This is a genomic window from Corallococcus sp. M7 (assembly GCF_054512695.1).
The window spans coordinates 6,008,692-6,029,134 of record NZ_CM137252.1 but is presented as its reverse complement, the minus strand read 5'-3'; the positions used below and the strand labels follow the sequence as shown (position 1 = coordinate 6,029,134).

The 20,443-nt window shown below is 66.3% G+C and carries 13 protein-coding genes; 5 read left to right on the top strand and 8 right to left on the bottom strand.

Annotation, left to right across the window (positions count from 1 at the left end; all coding sequences use genetic code 11):
* Positions 1–13 precede the first annotated feature (13 nt).
* Positions 14–1,111, top strand: coding sequence for a serine/threonine protein kinase (locus ACX114_RS24030; protein ID WP_459288170.1), 1,098 nt, complete (start codon positions 14–16; stop codon positions 1,109–1,111).
* On the opposite strand, the gene ACX114_RS24025 is transcribed toward ACX114_RS24030, so the two are convergent.
* The 4 genes from ACX114_RS24025 to ACX114_RS24010 form a co-directional block, all read right to left on the bottom strand.
* Positions 1,098–2,177, bottom strand: coding sequence for a hypothetical protein (locus ACX114_RS24025; RefSeq protein WP_459288168.1), 1,080 nt, complete (start codon positions 2,175–2,177; stop codon positions 1,098–1,100). The two genes, ACX114_RS24030 and ACX114_RS24025, sit on opposite strands and share 14 nt — an antisense overlap.
* A 481-nt stretch (positions 2,178–2,658) precedes the next feature.
* Entirely contained in the window at positions 2,659–5,937 is a 3,279-nt protein-coding gene (locus ACX114_RS24020) for a metallophosphoesterase family protein (protein WP_459288166.1), read from the bottom strand.
* An 83-nt stretch (positions 5,938–6,020) separates the two neighbouring features.
* Positions 6,021–7,478 (bottom strand): DUF4041 domain-containing protein, encoded by a 1,458-nt coding sequence (locus tag ACX114_RS24015; protein ID WP_459288165.1) that lies wholly within the window; start codon positions 7,476–7,478, stop codon positions 6,021–6,023.
* Positions 7,479–7,752: 274 nt separating this feature from the next.
* Positions 7,753–9,351, bottom strand: a complete 1,599-nt coding sequence (locus tag ACX114_RS24010; protein WP_459288163.1) for an ABC-F family ATP-binding cassette domain-containing protein — start codon at positions 9,349–9,351, stop codon at positions 7,753–7,755.
* A 235-nt stretch (positions 9,352–9,586) separates the two neighbouring features.
* Here ACX114_RS24010 and tgt point away from each other — a divergent pair, with 235 nt between their 5' ends.
* The 3 genes from tgt (at position 9,587) to ACX114_RS23995 (ending at position 13,002) form a co-directional block, all read left to right on the top strand.
* Positions 9,587–10,756: a tRNA guanosine(34) transglycosylase Tgt gene (tgt, locus tag ACX114_RS24005; RefSeq protein ID WP_206793309.1), complete on the top strand. Its 1,170-nt coding sequence runs from the start codon at positions 9,587–9,589 to the stop codon at positions 10,754–10,756.
* Between the two features lie 124 nt (positions 10,757–10,880).
* A complete protein-coding gene (locus ACX114_RS24000) occupies positions 10,881–12,065 on the top strand; it encodes a nuclease (protein ID WP_459288161.1) in 1,185 nt (394 codons plus the stop codon).
* A gap of 169 nt (positions 12,066–12,234) precedes the next feature.
* Positions 12,235–13,002 carry a transglutaminase domain-containing protein gene (locus ACX114_RS23995; protein ID WP_459288159.1) on the top strand — a complete coding sequence of 256 codons (768 nt, stop codon included), beginning with the start codon at positions 12,235–12,237 and terminating at the stop codon, positions 13,000–13,002.
* Positions 13,003–13,013: 11 nt separating this feature from the next.
* On the opposite strand, the gene ACX114_RS23990 is transcribed toward ACX114_RS23995, so the two are convergent.
* Positions 13,014–13,751, bottom strand: a complete 738-nt coding sequence (locus ACX114_RS23990) for a TetR/AcrR family transcriptional regulator C-terminal domain-containing protein (protein ID WP_459288157.1) — start codon at positions 13,749–13,751, stop codon at positions 13,014–13,016.
* 43 nt (positions 13,752–13,794) lie between these two features.
* A complete protein-coding gene (locus ACX114_RS23985) occupies positions 13,795–14,355 on the bottom strand; it encodes a sugar O-acetyltransferase (protein WP_459288155.1) in 561 nt (186 codons plus the stop codon).
* A gap of 102 nt (positions 14,356–14,457) precedes the next feature.
* On the opposite strand from ACX114_RS23985, the gene ACX114_RS23980 reads away from it, so the two are divergent.
* Entirely contained in the window at positions 14,458–15,231 is a 774-nt protein-coding gene (locus tag ACX114_RS23980) for an HAD family hydrolase (RefSeq protein ID WP_459288153.1), read from the top strand.
* A 180-nt stretch (positions 15,232–15,411) separates the two neighbouring features.
* Here ACX114_RS23980 and ACX114_RS23975 read toward each other — a convergent pair whose 3' ends face one another.
* Both ACX114_RS23975 and ACX114_RS23970 read right to left on the bottom strand, forming a co-directional pair.
* Positions 15,412–17,112 carry an OmpA family protein gene (locus ACX114_RS23975; RefSeq protein ID WP_459288151.1) on the bottom strand — a complete coding sequence of 567 codons (1,701 nt, stop codon included), beginning with the start codon at positions 17,110–17,112 and terminating at the stop codon, positions 15,412–15,414.
* 36 nt (positions 17,113–17,148) lie between these two features.
* Positions 17,149–20,415, bottom strand: a complete 3,267-nt coding sequence (locus tag ACX114_RS23970; RefSeq protein WP_459288149.1) for a Kelch repeat-containing protein — start codon at positions 20,413–20,415, stop codon at positions 17,149–17,151.
* Between the last annotated feature and the right edge of the window lie 28 nt (positions 20,416–20,443).

The window sequence follows — 20,443 nt, the reverse complement described above, 5'->3', positions numbered from 1 at the left end:
ATTCATACGCCCCGTGACATCCCAAGTCGGCAAATACCAGCGCATCCGCCTGCTCACCGAAGGCATCATCGAGGATTACCTGGCCAAGGCCGCCGGTCCGCAGGGCGTCGAGAAGACGCTGGTGCTCCAGTGCCTCCGGCCGGACATGGCCGAGCAGGTGGATTTCCCGGAGATGTTCCTCGACACGGCGAGGGACGCCGCCCGGCTCACGCACCCGCGCCTCGTGAAGGTCGTGGACTTCGGTGAGGTGGACGGCACGTACTTCCTCGCCCGGGAGCACGTCGATGGGCCCAGCCTGCGCCAGTTGATCAATCACCTGGTGGCCCAGCGGATGACCCTGCCGGTGTCCCTGTGCGCGCGAATCATCTCGCAAGCCTGCGAGGGGCTCGCCTATGCCCACGAGCTCACCGACCCCAAGACGAACCAGCCGCTGGAAGTCACCCACCGCTGCGTCATGCCGTACAACATCCTCCTGTCGCGCCAGGGGACGACCCAGTTGGTGGACTTCGGCATCGATGAATTCCGGGAACGATGGACCCCCCGACACTTCACCCCCAACCTGAGCAGGCTCAGGTACATGCCGCCCGAGCAGGTCCGGGGCCTTCCGGTGGACCGGCGAGCGGATGTCTACGCGCTCGGTATGGTGCTTTACGAACTGCTCACCACGCACAGGCCCTTTGAGTCCACGTCCGATTGGGGCCTGCTTCAGGCCGTCACGTCAGAGCCCATCGTGCCCGCCGAGCAGCACCGCCCGGACCTGCCCGACGCCCTTCGAGCCATCCTCGCCCGGGCGCTCGCAAAGGATCGGGAGCAGCGCTACCCGGATTGCCACGCGTTCCGGAAGGACCTGGAGGCTTTCATCCGCTCGGTGAAGGAACCGGCGCCCCCGAATCAAGTGGCCCAGCTCGTCCAACAGGTCATGCCGAGCGATGACCCGACCTTCGTCGTCCCGGTTGCGGACGGCATGGAGCACCAGTCACTGCCCGGCTTGGGGCGGCGCTGGATTCTCGCTGCGGCAGTGGGCCTGGCGGTCCTGCTCGGAGGTGGCGTCCTATTCTGGAAGATGGGCGCGGCGCCCGAGCCCGAGAAGGTTCGCGCTACTCCACCGTGAGCAGGAACTGGGCGGATGCCGGATGGCCCGTCACCGAGAGGACGCGAGACTCCTCTTTGTCCCACTGCCACTCTTTGCCCTTCGACTGCCAGGAGCATGGCTCGACAGTGATGGTCAGCGGTCCTGAACCCTCGCTGCGGGGCTTGAAGGTCACCTCCAGCTCCGCGGTGGCCCCTGCCTCCAGGCCGCCGGTAACCCCCACGACGTTCACGCGGTGCTCCTCCACCATCGGGAGGGGCTGGCCGCGATACCGCACGCTCACGTCCATCACGCGAGCACCGACGAGCACTCCGGACACGCGGATCCGCACCGCCTCACACGCGGTCCCGTCATTGTGCACCACCGCCCGCCACGTCTCGATCACAGGCGCGGACACAGTCAGCGGCGCCAAGGCGTGTTCGGTCCAGTGGAGCGTGGGCGTCTTGTAGCCCACGTGCATGAGCGGCGCGCCCGGGCTTACCGGACGGTTCGAGGCCTGGAGACGCAAGGGGTGTCCGGGCTCGGCGGTGAGCAGGAAGAGCGCGTCACTGTCCTCGGGCCCCACCCACCACCGGTTTGACCCAGCGGGCGTCACGGACACGAAGGAGGGCCACTCCCCCGCGAGCGTCTCAAGCACCTGAAGCCCGGGCAGGGACACCAGGAGGACCTTGTCCTGGACGAAGAGGAGCGCCCGGTCCGCGTCGAGGACGCAAACCCCGGCACCGCCCCAGGTCAGCTCATCCGACTCATCATCATCGTCATCCTGAGCCGGGATGGAGCCGAGCAGGGTGCCGTCGAGCGCGAAGTGGAGAAGCGCCGTCTGCCGATAATTGATGACGAGCAGGAGAAGCACGCCATGGGGAGTGGCCTGGGCCCGCCAGATGTCCTGCTCATGGCCCGGCTCCACCTGGAGCGCACCCTCCGGTTGAGCCGCCCCCGAGCGGAGCACGTAGACGCAGCCCCGGCCCTTCTCCACGACGGTGATGCCAAAGGGGCTCGTGTCGAGGAACGCGCCATCAGGGACCTGTCGGTGGGGACGGCCCTCGCTATACCCATACCCGTGCATGGCGGTCACTGGCTTGGGCAAGGTCATGGGCTCCCATCGCTGCCCGGCCTCATCGGTCGCAAAAAGGGTGGTCAGCTTGAGGGCGCCGTCCACCATCGTTCCGATGAGCCGGTCCCCATCGGTGATGAGATCGAAGCACTCCCGCGGAAAGATTTGGACGGGAGCGCTCGCGTCGGCCCCAACAGAGAAGACACGCCGATCCCCGCCTCCCACCCAGACGTCCTTGGCCTCATCGAGCGCTGCGAGCACCACGGGCGCGGACGGAGGATTTGGAACGTCCCCACTGACCTCCCGGTGCACGCCGTCGGCTCCGTGGCAGACGATGAGCCGATGCGGTCTGAGATCGAACAACCACTGCCCACGGGTCAGAAGACGGCGTCTCGGGTACATGGCCATGCATCATACCCACTAATGCCCGTCCCACTCAGCATCAAGGATAGTCGAACGAAGGAGAGGCAGTGTCTGAGCTAGGACGCGAGCTTTGCGAGCGGGTGGCCGCACCTTAGATTTGACCGCGCTCCAACTGAGAGAGCAAGGTGTGCATTCTGTCTTCGGCATACTCCTGTTTGAGCTCATTTCGCATTTTTGAAAGCGCTCTTTTTAGAAACTCTGCCGACAAAACGACAACCAGCTTGTCATTCTCATCTAATCCAAGTCTTATTAGACGCTTTTCGCCGCGCGACAGGATTTTTTCTTTTCCTTGCCTTACAACAAAGGCTAGTCGGCCGTTCACTCCGCCTAACATGCTCCAAATCTGCTCAAAATCACCACTATGCAGCTCTTCGCTATTTTCAGCAATCCATAGACATTGGCGAACACCGTAGTCTCGGCTCGCTCTCGCCCAAAACCCCTTGTTGGTGTTGATTGTGGCAACGATAACGTTTCGACGTTGCGGTCCATGTGGATTTGGTCGCCGCTCGACGTTGTCGAGCTGCTCCCCAAATACCAGCTGAACTGCACGTTGGGCCCATCGGTCGAACTTATCGGAGTCCTCCCAGCCCGGCCTGATTTTGTGCAACTCAGAAACAGTTTCGCCCAGAAGCTTGGTGCGCCTGTCGACCAGTTCATTTTTGGTGGTCGGTCGTTTTGCGATGTCATCTGAGTCATCCACCTTCATGACAACTGATTCGGCTGCCGCAGCTGGAATGACCTCAAGAGCCTTCCAATAGCACGGATGTATTGCCACTTCGCGTGTCGGCTCTAGCGTCCGGAGGTCCGCATTCGAGCCGTCATGACAGAAGCGAAATCCTTCGGCGCTCTCGTCCTTTACACCGAGAAAACCCACACTATAGAGGGCTGAGAAGATCTCAGCGCCAGTGCCGAGCAGGGCAAACTCTTTCCCTGTGTTCCCAGACAAAGGTCCCTCGGCCACATCTGACAGCATTTTGAGGATGTTGCCATATTCGTCTATCGACTTCCTCGACGCGAACAAGCCCACAAAGGCCTGGAGGCCAGGGAGAACGCGATCGTATTCCCTAAAGAGGTCATTGAGACGATCCCGCGAAATGAGCACGGATGTAGCCTCAAGATCCGACTCAATGATGCTCTCTCTGCCTGCCTGCCATGCCACTTGGTATGCACTATTGAGCAGAGCGATGACGTCTCGAGGTCGGTACAACGTGCTTCTCAGGCAGGTTCTGAAACCTTCTTTGCCCTGCAGGCCGCGCTGTGCAAAGTGATTCCACATCTTCATGTCGTCGCCAGCCCACCCGAACGCCGTGCGCAAGCGTTTTACGACAAGCCGAAAGAGAGACTCTTCATCCCATTGAAGGCGAAGCGTACTTCCTTCAATGTTTCGAGTGTAGTCGTTGTCTAGGTATGCCAGCGCCCGTAGCATATTATCGCGAACAAAGAGCGTGCAGCTTATAGGCAAATCCGCCTCTCTAAGTTCCGCGGATGCCTTGGCAAGCCCCCCAAGCACTCCGGTCTCAATGGGCTCGGGCACCCATCCTTCATCAAGTCCATCATAAAGGAAAATCACTCGATGCCCAAGTTCTTGCAGTACATTCCCGACATTGGTTTTGAGCTCTTCCACGCGAAAGTGCTTGGCAACTGCCCGTGGCAGCTCATCAGCCGTCATTTTATCGTGAAAAACCGCCTCAAGCACTTGCAGGCTGCGCTCCATTCCCTTGGTGGAGAATATTGCGGAATGTTCACGCATATAGGTCTCAAAGAATGCCGCCTCCCCCAAATTTCGAACCTTGTAATGGGTGCGAAGTTTTTCAAGGGCGGCAGTGAGGATTTGAACTTTCCAGGTTAGACGCGTGATATGGCGTGAAGCAGCATAACTATCAGCTACCTTCTTAAGCATCCCTTGCAGTGCTCGAGCTGTATCTTCTTGCGGCTTTTCTGTGAGCAGGTGCGTTCTTGTTTCTTGACGGAGCCGCTCGGCGATTTTCTGGAATAGAGCGCTCTTCCCCGCGCCACGCCTACCAACAACGAAGCGGTAGTCACTTCCCGCTATAAGCTCAAGGAAAACGGAGGACTCATAAAATGCTCCACTTAGCATCGTCTTATCCGCTTCGCCCGTGAGTTCGCCCAGGATGTTCCCGCGTTTAGTAGTGCGCGGAGTGCTTGCGGCGCCGAGGCTCACCCTGTTTTCTTTGTCAGGGCTTGGCCTGTTTTGGCTGTCTTTTTCTGGGCGTTCAGCGTTTCTGTTCGGTTGGCGATGATCGACTTGATTAAACTCATTCGCAAGGGGGGCTCCAACCCTGATCGTCAGTCGCCCCTCTCTCGCCTCGCTGTATAGAGACGCATCATCAAACCAATACCCGCGAGGCGACCAGCCTCTAAAGCGAATGCTGTACTCTAGAGGTCGCCCCTCTTCGTTGGTTGTCACGTCAATTAGCTGGAACGCATTGGGATGCCGGTGCCCTTCGGTTCCTTCATAAAGGCATCCAGCAGCGAGTTCCAATAGGCGACGCTGCGGATCTGCCCAGGTTTCGGTGAGCGCCTCATGTTGGTGGCCGCGAAGCAGTAAATCTGTATGCTCAGCGAGCAGCCTCCGAACTTCTACTCCATCTGCAAGTTCTGTTAGCGGATGGTGCACAAGAGCAAGACGAAAGCCATCCAATTGCCTGCCGCTGTCCGTGGCAAGAATCCCGACTTGGTCTTCAGTGAGGCGTAGCTTTCCTGCGTCGTTGTCGTCGCCGGCAAGCCAGGATGAGTCTAGGCCAATGATGTGAATAGGGAAAGGTCGGCCTGGTAATTGAATCCTGCTCTTGTAGCCCAGGAGGCCATGCGCCGATTGGGACGAAAGAAGCTCAGGGCGCCGCAAGTGCTTTTCGAGCCATTCGCGATATGCATCACTTCTTTTTAGAACAAGGTCACGCAGACCTGCATTCACTCCGAATGGAGCTGGCCCGCCGGCCATCCAGTTGCTGAATGCTGAGGTGCTCAGTCTTGCGGCTATGTCCCGCAGTGAGTCCCAAGCACCCTCTTCAGTCTTTCTATGGATGTCGTGATTGCCTGGGACTACATATAGGCGGTCTGAATCGAGTTCCAGGCGCTTTAAAAGGACTGACAGGAAATCGGTAGCTGGCTTGTATTCTTGCGCTATCCCCCAGTCTGCAACGTCTCCTGTGACGCAGACCAGGTCGACACGAGGATGGCCGGTAAGGATTTCGTTGAGGTTCTTTTCCCAGGCTGTACCCAAGACGCGGTAACGTTTCCATTCTTCGCGTTTGATTTGATTGATGCGCTCCTGAGGAAGGGAGCCTTCTGCGGAGCGGAAGTGGATATCCGAAATATGCAGGATTCGAGTGGTGTAACGGGGCGCCATGGTTCCATTCTACCATGTTGTTGCGGTCGTTAACGAACTCGGAAGAGGGATTACTCGGTCATGCTGGGGTAGATATGCCCCTCTTACGCGGCGGACTTTTGAGTGGGCTTGCCTTTCTCCTCCTCCATCAGAGCAAGAGACTTGCGGTACTCTGCGGCCTCTGCGAGCCGGGTCAACTCAAACTCACCGTGGTGCATGCGGACCACCTCCGCGATTTCGTCCAGGCCGACGCGGAAGAACTCTTTGCGCTCGTTGATGCGGTTGACGCGCCGGTTCGCGAAGGCCTTGTGCAGGGCGCCTTCGAGGGCAGGGGCGTCCGAAGTCCGGATGATGGCGTGAACGTCGAACTCGAAGGGCACCGAGGCGTCTCCCAGTTCGTCAATCCGGTCCTGCGGCACCAGCCGCCGGGTCATTCCCAGTTTGAACACACCCTCTCCGAAGGAACCAATATTGGAGATGACGTAGACGTGCCCCGTACGTGTGAGTTGTGCCTGGGAGATGGCGCGCTGCTTTTCCAGGTCTTCCGCCACACGGCGCTCCAGTTCCGCGATTCGCTCCAGAAGCTTTTGCTGCTCGGAGCCCTTGGCCTTCTCGTAGTCAGCCTTCGCCTTCTCCAGGGCTTCCGCGTCCCGCTTGGCCTCGCGCTCCGCTTCCAGCTTTGCCTTCTCCAGTTCCCGCTGAGCAGCTTCTTCCTCGCGCATCTGCTCCCGGATGCGCTTCTGCTCGTTGCGATCCTGCTGAACCCGTTCGGCGTATTCATAGGCCAGGCGCAGTTCGTCCAGCTTGAGGTCGACGTACTTGCTCGCGATGGTGCATTGCTGAATCTTCGTCAATGCATTGATCGCATTCGCTGCCTTCTCAATGCGGGCTTCCATGGTTTTGATGTTCTTGTAAGTCACCTTCGCGACACAGGCATCGGCTTCGCCATTGAAGGCACGGAGCATTAATTTCAACGTGCGCTCAGTCTGCTTCCTGCCCTCGGCCTTGCTGCCATTGACCTCCCATTCGAGGGAACACGTCGCAGCCCGCTTATGCTGCAGCATGGATTTCTGCTTCTCGCGAAGCTCCACCATGCGGCGCTCGTACTCCTCAACGGAGGAGAAGGCGTAAATCGACTTGTAGAAGCCAGTGGAGAGGAGAATCGCTTCTTCATCCAAGGGGCGCAGTTCTTCGCGCAGCCGAACGATGGTGGCCTTCAGTTCTCGTTGTTCCGAGAGCAACTTCTGACGCTGTTCTTCCGCTTCTGCCACAGACCGTGCGGCGGCTACGGTTGCTCGTGACGCATCTTCCCGCATGCGGTGACACTCTGCGGCCGCTTGTTTCTTCTCCTCGGCGATGGTCTTCGCGGACGACTCCTTTTCTCGGGCGAGCTGGGCGTGCACTCGCGTTTGTTCGTCGAGGCGCTCCTTGGTCGCGACGCCACGGGCCTCAGCCAGTTCATGGGCTGCCCGATGGCGCTCCGCTTCAAGGTCCTTCGTGGCGGCCCGTTGCGTTTGTGCGATCTCTTCGGTGATTCGTTTCTTCTCGGCTTCAATGTCCACGATGGGTTTAAGCCGCTCCTGCAACTCGCGAACGCGAGAGCGGGATTGGAACCACAAGACTGCGAACAGCGACGCCAACAGTCCCCAAATCATGGACAGAACCATCGCTCACCCCCAGGCCACCATGGGCTGACGGCCTGGCGTGAGTCTTGTCGATCCGCTCAAGGATGTGACATCACCCGGGAGAGGGATGGACACCCGCACGAAAACGCCGCCTCGCTTCCGGAGGACCGGAAACGGGCGGCGTTTGGCACTGCCAGAAAAGCTGTGCTGACTACCGGCGCTTGAGCGCCGCGTCCGCGTGCTTCTCCATGAACTCGGAGTAGGGGCCGTTGAAGTCGAGCACTTCCTTGCCCGCCTCCAGGCTCCAGATGCGGGTCGCGACCTCGGAGATGAGCTCCTGGTCGTGGGTCACGCAGATGACCGTGCCTTCGAATTTGGCCAGGCCTTCCGCCAGCGCCGCGATGGACTCCAGGTCCAGGTGGTTCGTCGGCTCGTCCAAAATCAGCACGTTGTCCTGCGTGATCATCAGCTTGGACAACAGCACGCGCACCGTCTCACCACCGGAGAGCGTGTCCGTCGGCTTCATCCGCTCCTCACCCGAGAAGAGCATCCGGCCCAACACGCCCGAAATCTCCTCGTTCGTCAGCTTCTCGCTGATCTCCCGGAGGTAGCCGAAGCACGTCGTGCCCTTGTGGATGACGCCGTGGTGGTCCTGCGGCAGGTAGCCCACCGTCGCCTGGTGGCCCCAGGTGATGGTTCCCGCGTCCGGCTCCATCTGGCCCGCCAGCATCTTCACCAGCGTCGACTTGCCCACGCCGTTGCGGCCAATCACGCAGATGCGCTCGCCCTTGCAGACCAGGTCCGTGAACGGCTTGATGACCTGCTGCCCGTCGAAGGACTTCTTCAGCCCCTCGAACATCAGCGTCTGCCGCCCGCTCACCACCTTCTGGTCGAACCGGATGAACGGCCGCGCGATGTTCGAGCGCTTCAGGTCCTCCGTCTTCAGCTTCTCGATCTGCTTGATGCGGCTCTGCACCTGCGACGCGCGCGTACCCGCGTGGAAGCGCGCCACGAAGTCCTGCAACTGGGCGATCTTCTTCTTCTTCTCCGCCGTCTCGGACTCGACCCGGGTCCGCAGCTGCGACTTCTGCCGGACCATGTCGTCGTAACCACCCGTGTACTGGATGATGGTCTCGTAATCGATGTCCGCGATGTGCGTGCAGATGGAGTTCAGGAAGTGCCGGTCGTGGCTGATGGTGATCAGCACGCCCTCGTACACGTGGAGGAAGTTCTCCAGCCAGCGGATGGAGTCGATATCCAGGTTGTTCGTGGGCTCGTCGAGCAGCAGCCCTTCCGGCTTGCCGAACAGCGCCTGCGCGAGCAACACGCGCAGCTTCAGGCCGCCCGTCAGCTGGCGCATGGGCCCTTCGTGGAAGGATTCCTCGATGCCCAGACCGGCCAGCAGCGTGGCCGCGTCGCTCTCCGCCGAGTAGCCGTCCTCTTCCGCGATGACGCCTTCCAGCTCACCCAGCCGGTTGCCGTCCTCCTCGGTGATGTCCGACTTGGCGAGCAGCTTGTTCTTCTCGTCCATCGCCGCCCACAGGTGGCGGTTGCCCATCAACACCACGTCGATGACGCGGTCGTTCTCGTAGCGGAAGTGGTCCTGGCGCAGGATGCCCAGCTTGCGGGGGCGGATGATCTCGCCCATGTCCTGCTCCTCGTCTCCCGCGAGGATCTTCATGAACGTGGACTTGCCGGCCCCGTTCGGACCGGTCAGGCCGTAGCGGCGGCCCGGCGAGAAGGCGACGTTGACCTCCTCGAACAGCTTCTTGGGCCCATAGGCCTTGGAGACGTTGATGACGTTGAACATGGCGGCGGCTTGTAACGGAAATGGCGCGGCGACCCAAGACGCGCGGTGAATCGGTAACTGGAGGACCCAATGTAACCGCTGGGACGCCCCGGAAATGCCGGCTTCCCACCCCCCGTCCCCAGGTGCAGGTAGGGAAACCGGCGTCCCAGCGGGGGGCGGCCCCCAGGAGACCAGGCGGGCGTCCCCCAGGAAGCGGGTGCCTCCGGACGGGCGGGCTGGGTATAAGGCCCGTCCAATGGCCGTCCGCTTCGAACTCCTGAACACCGACCCCACCGGCGCCCGTACGGGCATCCTCCACACCCGCAAGGGGTCCTTCCCCACGCCGATGTTCATGCCGGTGGCCACCCACGCCGGCTTCCGCCATATCGCCATGGAGGAGGTGAAGGAGACGGGGGCCAAGGTCCTCCTCGCCAACACCTACCACCTGATGCTCCGGCCCGGTCCGGAGGTGTTCGAGCGCTTCGGCGGCATCCACCCCTTCATGGGCTGGGACGGCGCCGTGCTCACGGACTCGGGCGGCTTTCAGATCTTCTCCCTGCCGGAGGACCGGCTCATCACGGAGAAGGGCGCGCACTTCCGCAGCTTCTACGACAACAGCCGCCGGCTCCTCAGCCCCGAGTCCAGCATCGCCATGCAGCAGGCGATCAACTCGGAGATCATGATGGTGCTGGACGTGTGCATCGACTCGCGCACGGACGAGGCCGGCACCCGCGAGGCCATGGAGCGCACCCACCGCTGGGCCGTGCGCAGCCTCGCCGCGAAGGAGTCGAAGAACACGGGCCAGGCGCTGTTCGGCATCGTCCAGGGCGGCGTCCACCCGGCCCTGCGTGACGAGAGCGCCGCGTTCCTCACGAAGCTGCCGTTCGATGGTTTCGCCATCGGCGGGCTGGCCGTGGGCGAGACGAAGGTGGAGCGCGACACGATGACCGAGCGCGCCACCGCGTCCCTGCCGCAGGACAAGCCCCGCTACCTGATGGGCGTGGGCACCCCCACGGACCTGCTGGAGGCGGTGCTGCGCGGCGTGGACATGTTCGACTGCATCATCCCCACCAAGATGGCGCAGCAGGGCTACGCGTACACGTTCCAGGGCCTGGTGCGCATCACCCGCACCGTGTACCAGTTGGATGACGGGCCGCTCGACCCCGAGTGCGACTGCTACGTGTGCAAGAAGTACACGCGCGGCTACCTCCAGCACCTGATGCGCGGCAAGCACCACCTGGGCTCGCGCTTCCTGTCCGTGCACAACGTGCGGCACTACCAGAAGCTCATGGAGCGCGTGCGCGAGGGCATCCTGCGCAACGGCTATGCGCAGACGTACCGCGAGTTGAAGTCCGCCATCGCCACGCCCAAGGACCTGAAGGACGAGGCCGCGGCCAGCGCCGCGACGCTGAAGGACGTGGGCTGAAGTCCGGGCGCGTGGCCCGCTGGCCGCCCTCCGGCCGGGTTGTGACGGGCCGTGCGCGAACGGCGGTGCGGAGGGACGTGGCGGGTTAGCCTGCGGTGCCCCGGTTTCGGGCGCCTTCCGCCACATGGACCCGCGCGTCGCCACCCTCCTGAGTCACGTCCGCGCGAGCGCGGAGAACCGGCCCGGCGTGTACCGGTTCTTCGGTCCCGCCGGGGAGCTGCTCTACGTGGGCAAGTCCGTGCGCGTGCGCACGCGGCTCCTGTCGTACTTCCGCGCGGACGAGGGTGAGAAGGCCTGGGAGATCGTCGCCCAGGCGCACCAGGTGGAGTGGGAGTACACGGCCAGCGAGTTCGCGGCGCTCCTGCATGAGTTCCGCCTCATCAAGAGCCACCGGCCCCTCTACAACGTGGAGCACAAGCGCGACCGCGCGCATTGCTTCCTCCAGCTCACGCGCGAGGCCGTGCCCCGGCTGCGCGTGGTGGGCCAGCCCGGCGGCGGCGGGAGCGCGGAGTACTTCGGGCCCTTCCACGGCCGGCACACCATGGCGGACGTGGTGCGCGCGGTGAACGACCTGCTGGAGCTGCGCGACTGTCCGTCCGAGACGCCCATGCGGCTGGCGGATCAGATCCAGCTCTTCCCCCTGAAGGATGACCCGCGGTGCATGCGCGGGCAGACGGCGCGGTGTCTGTCGCCGTGCGCGGGCGGGTGCACGACGGCGGAGTACCTGGCTCGGGTCGCGCTGGCTCGGGCGTTCCTCAACGGTGAGTCGGACCGGCCGCTGGTCATCCTTCGCGAGCGCATGGCGATGGCGGCGCGGCGGCTCCAGTTCGAATACGCGGCGGAGCTGCGCGACCGCGCGGAGCGGCTGGAGAACGTGCAGGCGTGGATTGTCGAGCTGGGGCGCACGCTGCGCCGGCTGTCGCTGATCTACACGGCGCGTGGGCACGGCGGGGAGGACCGCACGTACGTGCTCAGGCGGGGACGGATCCGCGCGGAGGTGCCCACGCCCCGGACGCCGGAGGAGCAGGCGGCGCTGGACGCGCGCGTGCGGGCCATCTTCGACGTGCCGGAGCCGGAGGCGATTGGCCTCCGCGCGCAGGAGGCCCAGGAGGTGATGCTCGTCGCGAAGTGGTTCCGCCTGCATCCGGAGGAGCTGGACGCGACGGTGCCTCCTCCGGCGCGGGCCGGGAGCGATGAGCCCTTCGAGGCGGCGGCGGAGGCCCGGGCCGCGCTCGCTCGCACGCTGGAGCGCACCGTGGAGGGGCCGGAGGAACCGGAGCCCGAGGGCGCCTCCGAGTCGGCGGGGTGATGACGCCGGACATCACCCGGCGCACGGCTGTCATCAGGGGCGCGGGCCTTCGCTGAGGACGACAGCCTGGAAACACAGGGGTTTGGCGTGCACCCCGTGAGGCACGTGCGCTGGCACACGCCGTGCTCAAGGGACAGGCATCCCCGCTGTTCCTTCGAGGCCCTGTCCCATGGCGATCTCCTCCCTGCGTCCTTCCTCCAGCCCGTGCGCGAAGCCTTCTCCCGAAGCCGCGCAGGCCCCGCGGAACGTCGTGGTGAAGGTCGTCAACCCGGACGGCTCGCACGTGAAGACGGTGGACTCCGCGAAGCAGCCCCAGGAGTTCGCCAAGCTGCTGAAGGAGCTGGGCCTGACGAAGGAGGCCCTGCTGAAGGGCGAGGGCGCGAAGGCCCAGGGCCCGAAGCCCACCACCGGTGGCTCCCAGCGCTTCCAGCAGAACTGGCAGCGCGACAGCTTCGAGCCGGCCAAGGCCCAGGCCCAGAAGCCCCAGCCCGCTCCGGCCCCGGCCCCGGCTCCCGCTCCCACCCAGGCGCAGGGCGCGAAGGGCCCGTCCTCCGGCAAGAGCGCGGATGCGGTGGCCCAGGACATCGCGAAGGAAGCCACGTCCTGGAAGTACGACTACACGGGCGGCAAGTCGTGGGATGCCGCCATGAAGAACGCCGGCAACTTCGACGCGTCCAAGTCCGGCGTCTGCGTGGACATGGCCATCGAGGCCGAGCAGCGCTTCGAGCAGGCCGGCGTGGACGCGCAGGTCGTCTTCGGCAATACGGACCGGGGCCTCCATGCATGGGTGGAGTTCAAGGACGACAAGGGCCAGTTCCAGGCCTTCGACCCCACCGCCGCGGCCTGCACCAAGAAGGCCGAGGACGCCATCACCCCATACGACAGCGGCCTCTACGGGTACAAGGGCGTCACCGAGACCCACCAGGCCGTGGGCTGAAGTCCTCTGTTTCAGTGAGGGAGCTTCGCGGCAATCCCGTCGAGCATGAACTCCAGCCCCTGGTCGAACACCGCGTCCAGGGACATGTCCATGGGGGCCTCGGCCCCCTGGACGGTCCGCGGGAACCGGCCGGATTCGAGCATCCGCCGGTAGTAGGGCCCCATGGTGAACAGCAGCTCCATCCATGCCTTGCCGAAGCGGCGCTCGTAGCGAACCTCGTCGGATTCGCCGTGGACGGCGCCCACGGCGTAGGCACTGACGTGCTGCAGGGTCCGCATGGCGACGTCGATGTCCTCGAACCCGGGCTCATCCACCAACGCGGCCAGCATTCCCTCTGTGTACACGAGCGCGTGGGGAACCATGGCGATCCGGGGGCCCGTCAGGTCGGTGAACCACAGGTGCTTGTGCACGGCCCGCCGGAACTGGTGGGCGACTTCGCGCAGGATCTGGCGCCAGTCTCCCGCGAACAGGCTGTCCGCGACCAGCTCCCGGTAGAACGCGTCGGACATGAGCTCGTGCACCTCGTCCTTCGAGAACACGTGCTCGCGAAGCCGCTTCGGGTCCACCTTCAGCCTGGCCGCCACGGTGCGCAGGGAGACGGCGCCGAGCCCCTTCTTGTCGGCGAGGCTCATGGCCGCCCGTGCGATGGCCTCCCGCCGCAGCGAGATCGCCCCGGGCGGGTGGGCAGGCTCGGGGCGCTCCCAGATCAGGGGCGTCTTCTTCGCCAGCAGAAGCGATATCGGGCTCATGGCCTCGAGTCTTGCTCGATTCCGGGCCGCAATGACAGCCGGGCTACCGGAGGTTCCGGATGACGCGACAGGGATTGCCAGCGGCGAAGACATACGGGGGAATGTCCCGCGTCACCACGCTGCCCGCGCCAATCGTGGTTCCCTCGCCAATGGTGACACCCGGACAGATGATGGCGCCGCCGCCAATCCACACCTTCGAACCGATGGTGACGGGGCGGCCCAGCTCCGGGCCCTTGATGCGCTCATCCGCGTCCAGCGGATGCGTGGCCGCGTACACGTGCACGCCGGGGCCGAAGGACACGTCGTCTCCAATCGTCACCGGATTGCAGTCCAGGATGACGCAGTCGAAGTTCATGAAGACGCGCTCGCCCAGCCGGATGTGCTCGCCATAGTCGCAGCGGAACGGCGGCTCGATCCACGTCCCGGCGCCCACCTTGCCCAGAAGCTCGGTGAGCAGGCTCTCCCGCAGCGGCAGCTCGTCCTCGGTGGACTGGTTGTAGGAGCGCAGGAGCTTGCGGGCGCGGGCCCGCTCGGCCATCAGCCGCGGGTCGACGGCGTTGTACAGCTCGCCCGCGAGCATCTTCTCTTTCTCCGTTCGTGCCATGCCCGGGAGGGTACTCATCCATTCCGGGATGGTGAACAGCCGGCGTCCCGGCCGCGCGGACCCGGGTGACACCCGGCAGCGCGGCCAGCGAGGATGCCGGCCATGAGGACTGAGCGGGTCGAGGAGACGCTGGAGCGCATCCGTCGCGAGGTGGAGCGGACGCCGGACGGCGTGCTGGCCTTCGATGGCGACGGCACGCTGTGGAGCGGGGACGTGGGGGATGACCTGTTCATGGCCCTGCTGGAGCACGGCGGTGTGCGCCCCGAGGCCCGCGTGGCGCTGGAGCGGCTGGGGGCCCGCCATGGCGTGGAGTCTCACCCGGATGCGGTGACGCTGGCGCACGCGCTGTTCAAGGCGTTCGAGGCCGGGCGCCTGCCGGAGAAGGACACCTACGAGATGATGGCGTGGGTCTTCGCCGGCTGGCACGCGGAGGAGGTGCGCGGCTTCGCCCATGACGTGGTGGCCCGGCGGGGCGTGGCCGGGCGCGTCCATCCGGAGGCCCGCCGCGTGGTGGAGTGGGCGCGGGGGCAGGGCGTGGACTGCTACGTGGTCAGCGCGTCGCCGCGCGCGGTGGTGGAGGCCGCGGTGCGCGAGGTGGGCATCCCGGCCGACTTCGTGGTGGCGTGCACGCCGAAGGAGGAGGGCGGACGGTTGCTGACGTCCGTCTTCGAGCCCGTGCCCTACGGCCCCGGCAAGGTGAACAGCCTGCGGCTGCGGACGGACCGGCCGCTCTACGCGGCGTTCGGTGACAACGTGTTCGACCTGGAGCTGCTCGCGGCCTCCCGTGTGCCGGTGGCCATCCGGCCCAAGGCGCGGCTGCGCGACCGCGCGGCGGAGCTGCCCGCGCTGGTGCAGCTGCACCCCGAAGATGCCTGACGCAAAAACGGGCGCGGAGGAGACCTCCGCGCCCGTTGCCTGAAACCTTCCTGCGCCGCTTCATGCACCCTGAAGAGGCCTGACGCAAAACGGGCGCGGAGGAGACCTCCACGCCCGTTTCAATGAAACCTCCATGCGCCGCTTCGTGGGTGTCCACGAAGCGGCGTCATGTCGACGCGGTCAGCTCCCCGTGACGGGGACGAACTCCACGCGGCGGTTCGCGCTGCGGCCTTCCGGCGTCTCGTTGGACACGCGCGGACGGTCGGGGCCGAAGCCCTTCGCCTCCAGCCGCGAGCCCGCGATGCCCTTCTGGATGAGGTACGCGCGCACGCGGTTCGCGCGCTGCTGGCTCAGCGTGCGGTTGGCCTCCTCCGGGCCGCTGTTGTCCGTGTGGCCTTCAATCCGGACGTTCAGCTTCGGGTTCGCCTTCAGGTAGGCCACGATGGCATCCAGCTGCTGCTGCTCGTTCTCCTGGAACTCCGACTGGTTCACCGGGAACTGGACGATGTGCGCCAGCGGCGACGTCGTCTCCGCGGGCTGGGGCTTGGGCTCCTCGGTCTTGGGCTGCTCCTTCACCGGGCAGCCACGCTCGGACGAAGGACCGGCCTCGTTCGGGCAGGCGTCGTCCTTGTCGGGCACGCCGTCGCCGTCCGTGTCCTTCACCGGGCAGCCGCGCTCGGACGAGGGACCGGCCTCGTTCGGGCAGGCGTCGTCCTTGTCGGGCACGCCGTCGCCATCCGAGTCCTTCACCGGGCAGCCGCGCTCGGAGGAAGGACCGGCCTCGTTCGGGCACTGGTCCTCTCGGTCCACCACGCCGTCGCCGTCCGAGTCCTTGTCCGGGCAGCCGTTGTTCTCCACGGAGCCGGCCTCCAGCGGGCAGCGGTCGTCCTTGTTCGCCACGCCGTCGCCGTCGTCGTCCTCGTTGGGGCACTGCTCCGGCGTGTGGCTGCGGCCGGTGCGGCAGCGGTCCACGGGCTCCGGCTCGTTCGCGTACGCGATGCCCGCGCCCAACCGGAACGACGGTGTGCCCGGGATGTCCGTGAAGCCGTGCCCGCCGATCGCGAAGGCCTCGAAGCCCGCGCCCACCGGCAGCCGCACGCCGCCCAGCAGCTCCAGCGCCAGGTCCGACTCCACGAGCGACTCGGCGGCCTGCAACGCGACTTCGGCGCGCAGCCCCTTGCCGCGCGTGGCCACCACCACGCCCTGCTCCAGCTCCGTGCCCACGTCGCGGCCCGGCTCGATTTCCTTCGAGCGGATCCGGATGCCCGCGTTGGCGCCCAGCACCACCGGGCCCACCTCGCGGCTCACCGACACGCGGGGCGCGAACTGGAACCCGGCCCAGCCCGCCTGACGGCCGAACGCGTCCGCCGTGCCGCCCGGAATGCCGATGTCCAGACCCAGGCCCAGGAACACCGGCGCGCCTTCCTCGCGCCGCAAGAGCTCGTAGCGCACGCCCAGCTCCGGCGTGCCCAGGCCGAACGAGTCCGGCTCGCTCACGCCCACCAGCTGCTCCGCGCCATGGCCGCCCTGCGCGATGATGACGGGCAGCTTCGCGGAGAACTCCAACCGGTCCACCGGCGACCACGCGCCGGCCAGCCAGCCCGCGGTGCGGTAGTGGAGGATGGAGCGCTCCAGCCCGTCACTGCCCTGGAGCAGGAGGATGCCGCGCTCGTAGTTGACCATGAGGAGCAGGCGGTAGCCGCCCTCGGGGAGCACGCGGCCGGTGTCCACCAGCATCGAGTCCGTCGCCGCGGGCGTGAAGCGCAAGCGCTCCAGGTCCAGCGGCCTCAGCGGGCTCGTGGTGGTCTGCCCGAACGCGGCGGGGGTGACGGCGGTGGCCAGCAGCGCGGCCAGCGCCCAGCTCTGAGCCTTCGTACGCAAGGGGAGGTCCATTCGAGAAAAGAGGGAGCGCATGTCTCAGTTCCCCCGGGCCGGGTTCTGACGGCGACGCGACGTGCCCCAGGCCGCCAACGCGGCGAGGAGCGCCAGCGCGGAAGAGCTGGCGCCGGTGCTGTTGCAGCCACCGCCAGCGATCTCCACGACCTGCGCCTGGACCCGGACCTGGAACGTGCACTGCGCGGTGTTGCCCGCATCATCCGTGGCGGTGACCGTGACCTGCGTGGCACCCGCGGGGAACTCGCTGCCCGACGCGGGCGAGGACGTCACGACCGGATTGGCCGTCACCGCGTCCGTGGCCGTGGGCTCGAACGTCACCGTCGTGCCCGGCGCCACGGTGATGTCCGCGGGGCAGGTGAGGGTGGGCGCCGTGGTGTCCCGCACCGTCACCTGGAACGTGCAGGTGAGGCCGGTGGAGGTCGCGGTGACCGGGGTGGTGCCAATCGGGAACAGCGAGCCCGACGGCTGCGAGTAGCTCACGGGGAGCCCTCCCGCCGGCTCCAGCACCGCGGGGTCGTAGGTCACGAGCGCGCCGTCCGGATCCGTCGCCTCCACGGTGACGTCCGCGGGGCAGGTGAGGGTGGAGGGGACCGCGTCCTCCGTCACGTCGAGGGTCACGGTCGCGATGTTGCTGTCGTCGGCGCAGTCACGGACGCGGTAGGTGAAGCTGTCCGTGCCCACGAAGCCGGGGTTGGGGGTGTACTCGAGGGTCCCCTGCGCGCTGGTGCCGAGCGTGCCGTGCTGCGGCTGGGTGACCGTGGTCCAGCTCAACACCTGGCCGGGGTCCGGATCCGTGCCGTTCAGGGCGATGGCCGTGACCGTGTCCTTCGGAACGACGACCGTCTGGTCCGCCGCCGTCGGAGGACGGTTGGCGACGACGTTCACCATCCGCCCGCCGGAGATGGCGTTGGCGAAGACGGACAGGCCGTAGGTGCCCACCGGCACGTCCGCGGGGACGGTCACCGTCGCGCGCGTGGCGGAGGTGTTGCTGGAGGGGAGCGTCCAGAGCCGCCCGCCCTCCGCGGCGCGGAAGCGCACCAGGGGGAAGTCGGTGGAGGAGTCCGAGTAGGTGCCGCTGCCGCCGCCGGAGATGCCCCGGAACAGCAGGCCCTCCAGGACGGTGGGGCAGGCGGCGACGAGCGTCACCGGGTTCGTCACCGTGGGACGCCACGCGGGCTGGGCGCCGTTCTCGTTGAACAGCTCCGCGGTGATCGCGCCCACGCCGCCCGCGAGGAGGACCTCGCCCGAGGGCAGGGCGGTGGAGATCAACCCTCCGCGCGAGTTCGGGTCCGCGACGGTCGTCCAGAAGCGCAGCTGGGGATCGTAGAGCTCCGCCGTGTCCGCGAACGCGCTCGCCGTGGTCAGGCCGCCCGAGACCAGGACCTTGCCGGAGGGCAGCACCGTGGCGGTGTGGAGCCAGCGCGGCTGCGAGAGCAGGCCCACCGAGGTCCACGTGTCCGTGGCGGGATCGTAAAGCTCCGAGGACGCGAGCTCCGTCACGCCCCCCGTGAGCCCTCCCGTCGCCAGCACCTGTCCCGAGGGGAGCAGCGTCAGCGTCAGTTCGTCGCGGGCGGTGTTGAGGCTCGCCGCGAAGTCCCAGGTGTTCGTGGCGGGGTCATAGAGTTCCGCCGTGTTCGTCTCCGCGCCGCTGTTGTCATGGCCGCCGGCGACGAGCACCTTGCCGTTGTGGAGCAGGACCGCGCCATGGCTGGCGCGCGGGATGCTGGCGGGAGCCGCCGCGTTCCAGGTGTCGGTGTCGGGAGAGTAGAGCTCCGCGGAGACGAGCACGGAGGTGTTGCGCTGGCCGCCCATCACGAACACCCGCCCGTCCGGAAGGAGCGTGGCGGTGTGGGCGTGCCGGGTGCCCAGGAGGTCGGCGGTGGGGAGCCAGGTCCCGGTGGTGGAGTCGTAGCGCTGGGCGGACGACGTGGAGAAGCTCGCGCTGCGTCCACCGGCGACCAGCACCTGGCCGGAGCGGAGGACGGTCGCGGTCGCGCGCTCGCGGGCTTCATCGAGCGCGGGTCCGGGCCTCCAGGTGTTGGCCGCGCGGTCATAGATTTCCACCGCCGCCGAGGAGTTGACGCCCACGCGGCCTCCCGCGACGAGCACCTCGCCGCTGGGCAGCAGCGCCACCACGGGATCCAACCGGGGCGTGGCCAGGTTGCCGGCCGGGGACCACTGGCTCCGGGCGGGGTCGTAGAGCTCCGTGTCCGCGTAGAACGTCGTGGGGCTCAGGGAGAACCCGCCTGCGACGAACACCTTGCCGCCGGGCAGCAGCGTCGCGGTGTGGTTCTCCCGGCCGGTGTTCATCGTGCCGCCGGAAGTCCAGGTGCCGGTGGCGGGGTCGTAGATCTCGGCCTCGGCCTGCGCGGGCGACCCGCTGACGGCGCCGCCGGTGACGAGGACGCGTCCGTCGGGCAGCAGCGTGGACTGATGGCCGGCGCGCGGGAACGCGAGGCTGCCGGTCGCGGTCCAGGTGTTGGCTCCCGGGTCGTAGAGCTCCGACTGGGCCGTCACGCCGCCCGTGGCGAAGCCACCCGCGACGAGCACGCGGCCGTCGGGGAGCAGGGTGCTGGAGGAGTAGTGCCGGGGAACCAGCGGGGGGGCCGCGGCGGACCAGGTGCCGGTGGCCGGATTGTAGAGGTCGGCGCCGGGCACCTCGCCGCTGCCGCTGAAGCCGCTCACCGCGAGCACGCGTCCATCGCGCAGCCGGGTCGACACGTGCGCGTTGCGTCCCACGGTCATGGCGCCCGTGGCGGTGAAGGTGTTGGTCGCGGGGTCGTAGAGCTCCGCGGTGTTGAGCCGGACGCCGCCACCGCCGGTGCCGCCCGCGATCAGGACCTGTCCCGTGCCCAGCAACGTGGCCGTGGGGAGGGAGCGGGTCGAGGACATGTTGCCCGTGGCGGACCAGGTGTTGGCGACGGGATCGTAGAGGCGTCCCCCCTGCGAGCCGTCGGTCAGCACCAGCACCCGGCCCGTGGGCAGGAGCACGGCCAGGGTGACATTGCCCGTGAGGCCGGTGGTGCCCGCGGAGGCCCAGGTGTTGGTGGCGGGGTCGTAGGTCTCCGCCGTGCCCACGAAGCCGGTCGTGTTGACGCCGTTGACGACGAGCAGCTTCCCGGTGGGGAGCAGCACGGCCGCGTGTTGGCCGCGCGCCGTCGCCATGGACGGGGTGGTGTACCAGGCAGGGGCCGTCGCGAGACGGGCGTGCGTGGCGCGGATGCCCGCGGGTGCCGCCGGGCGCTCGTTCCCGCCGCAGGACAGAAGGGTCAGGCTCGCGGCGAACAACAGGAGCCTGCTCCAGACAGCGCGTTGT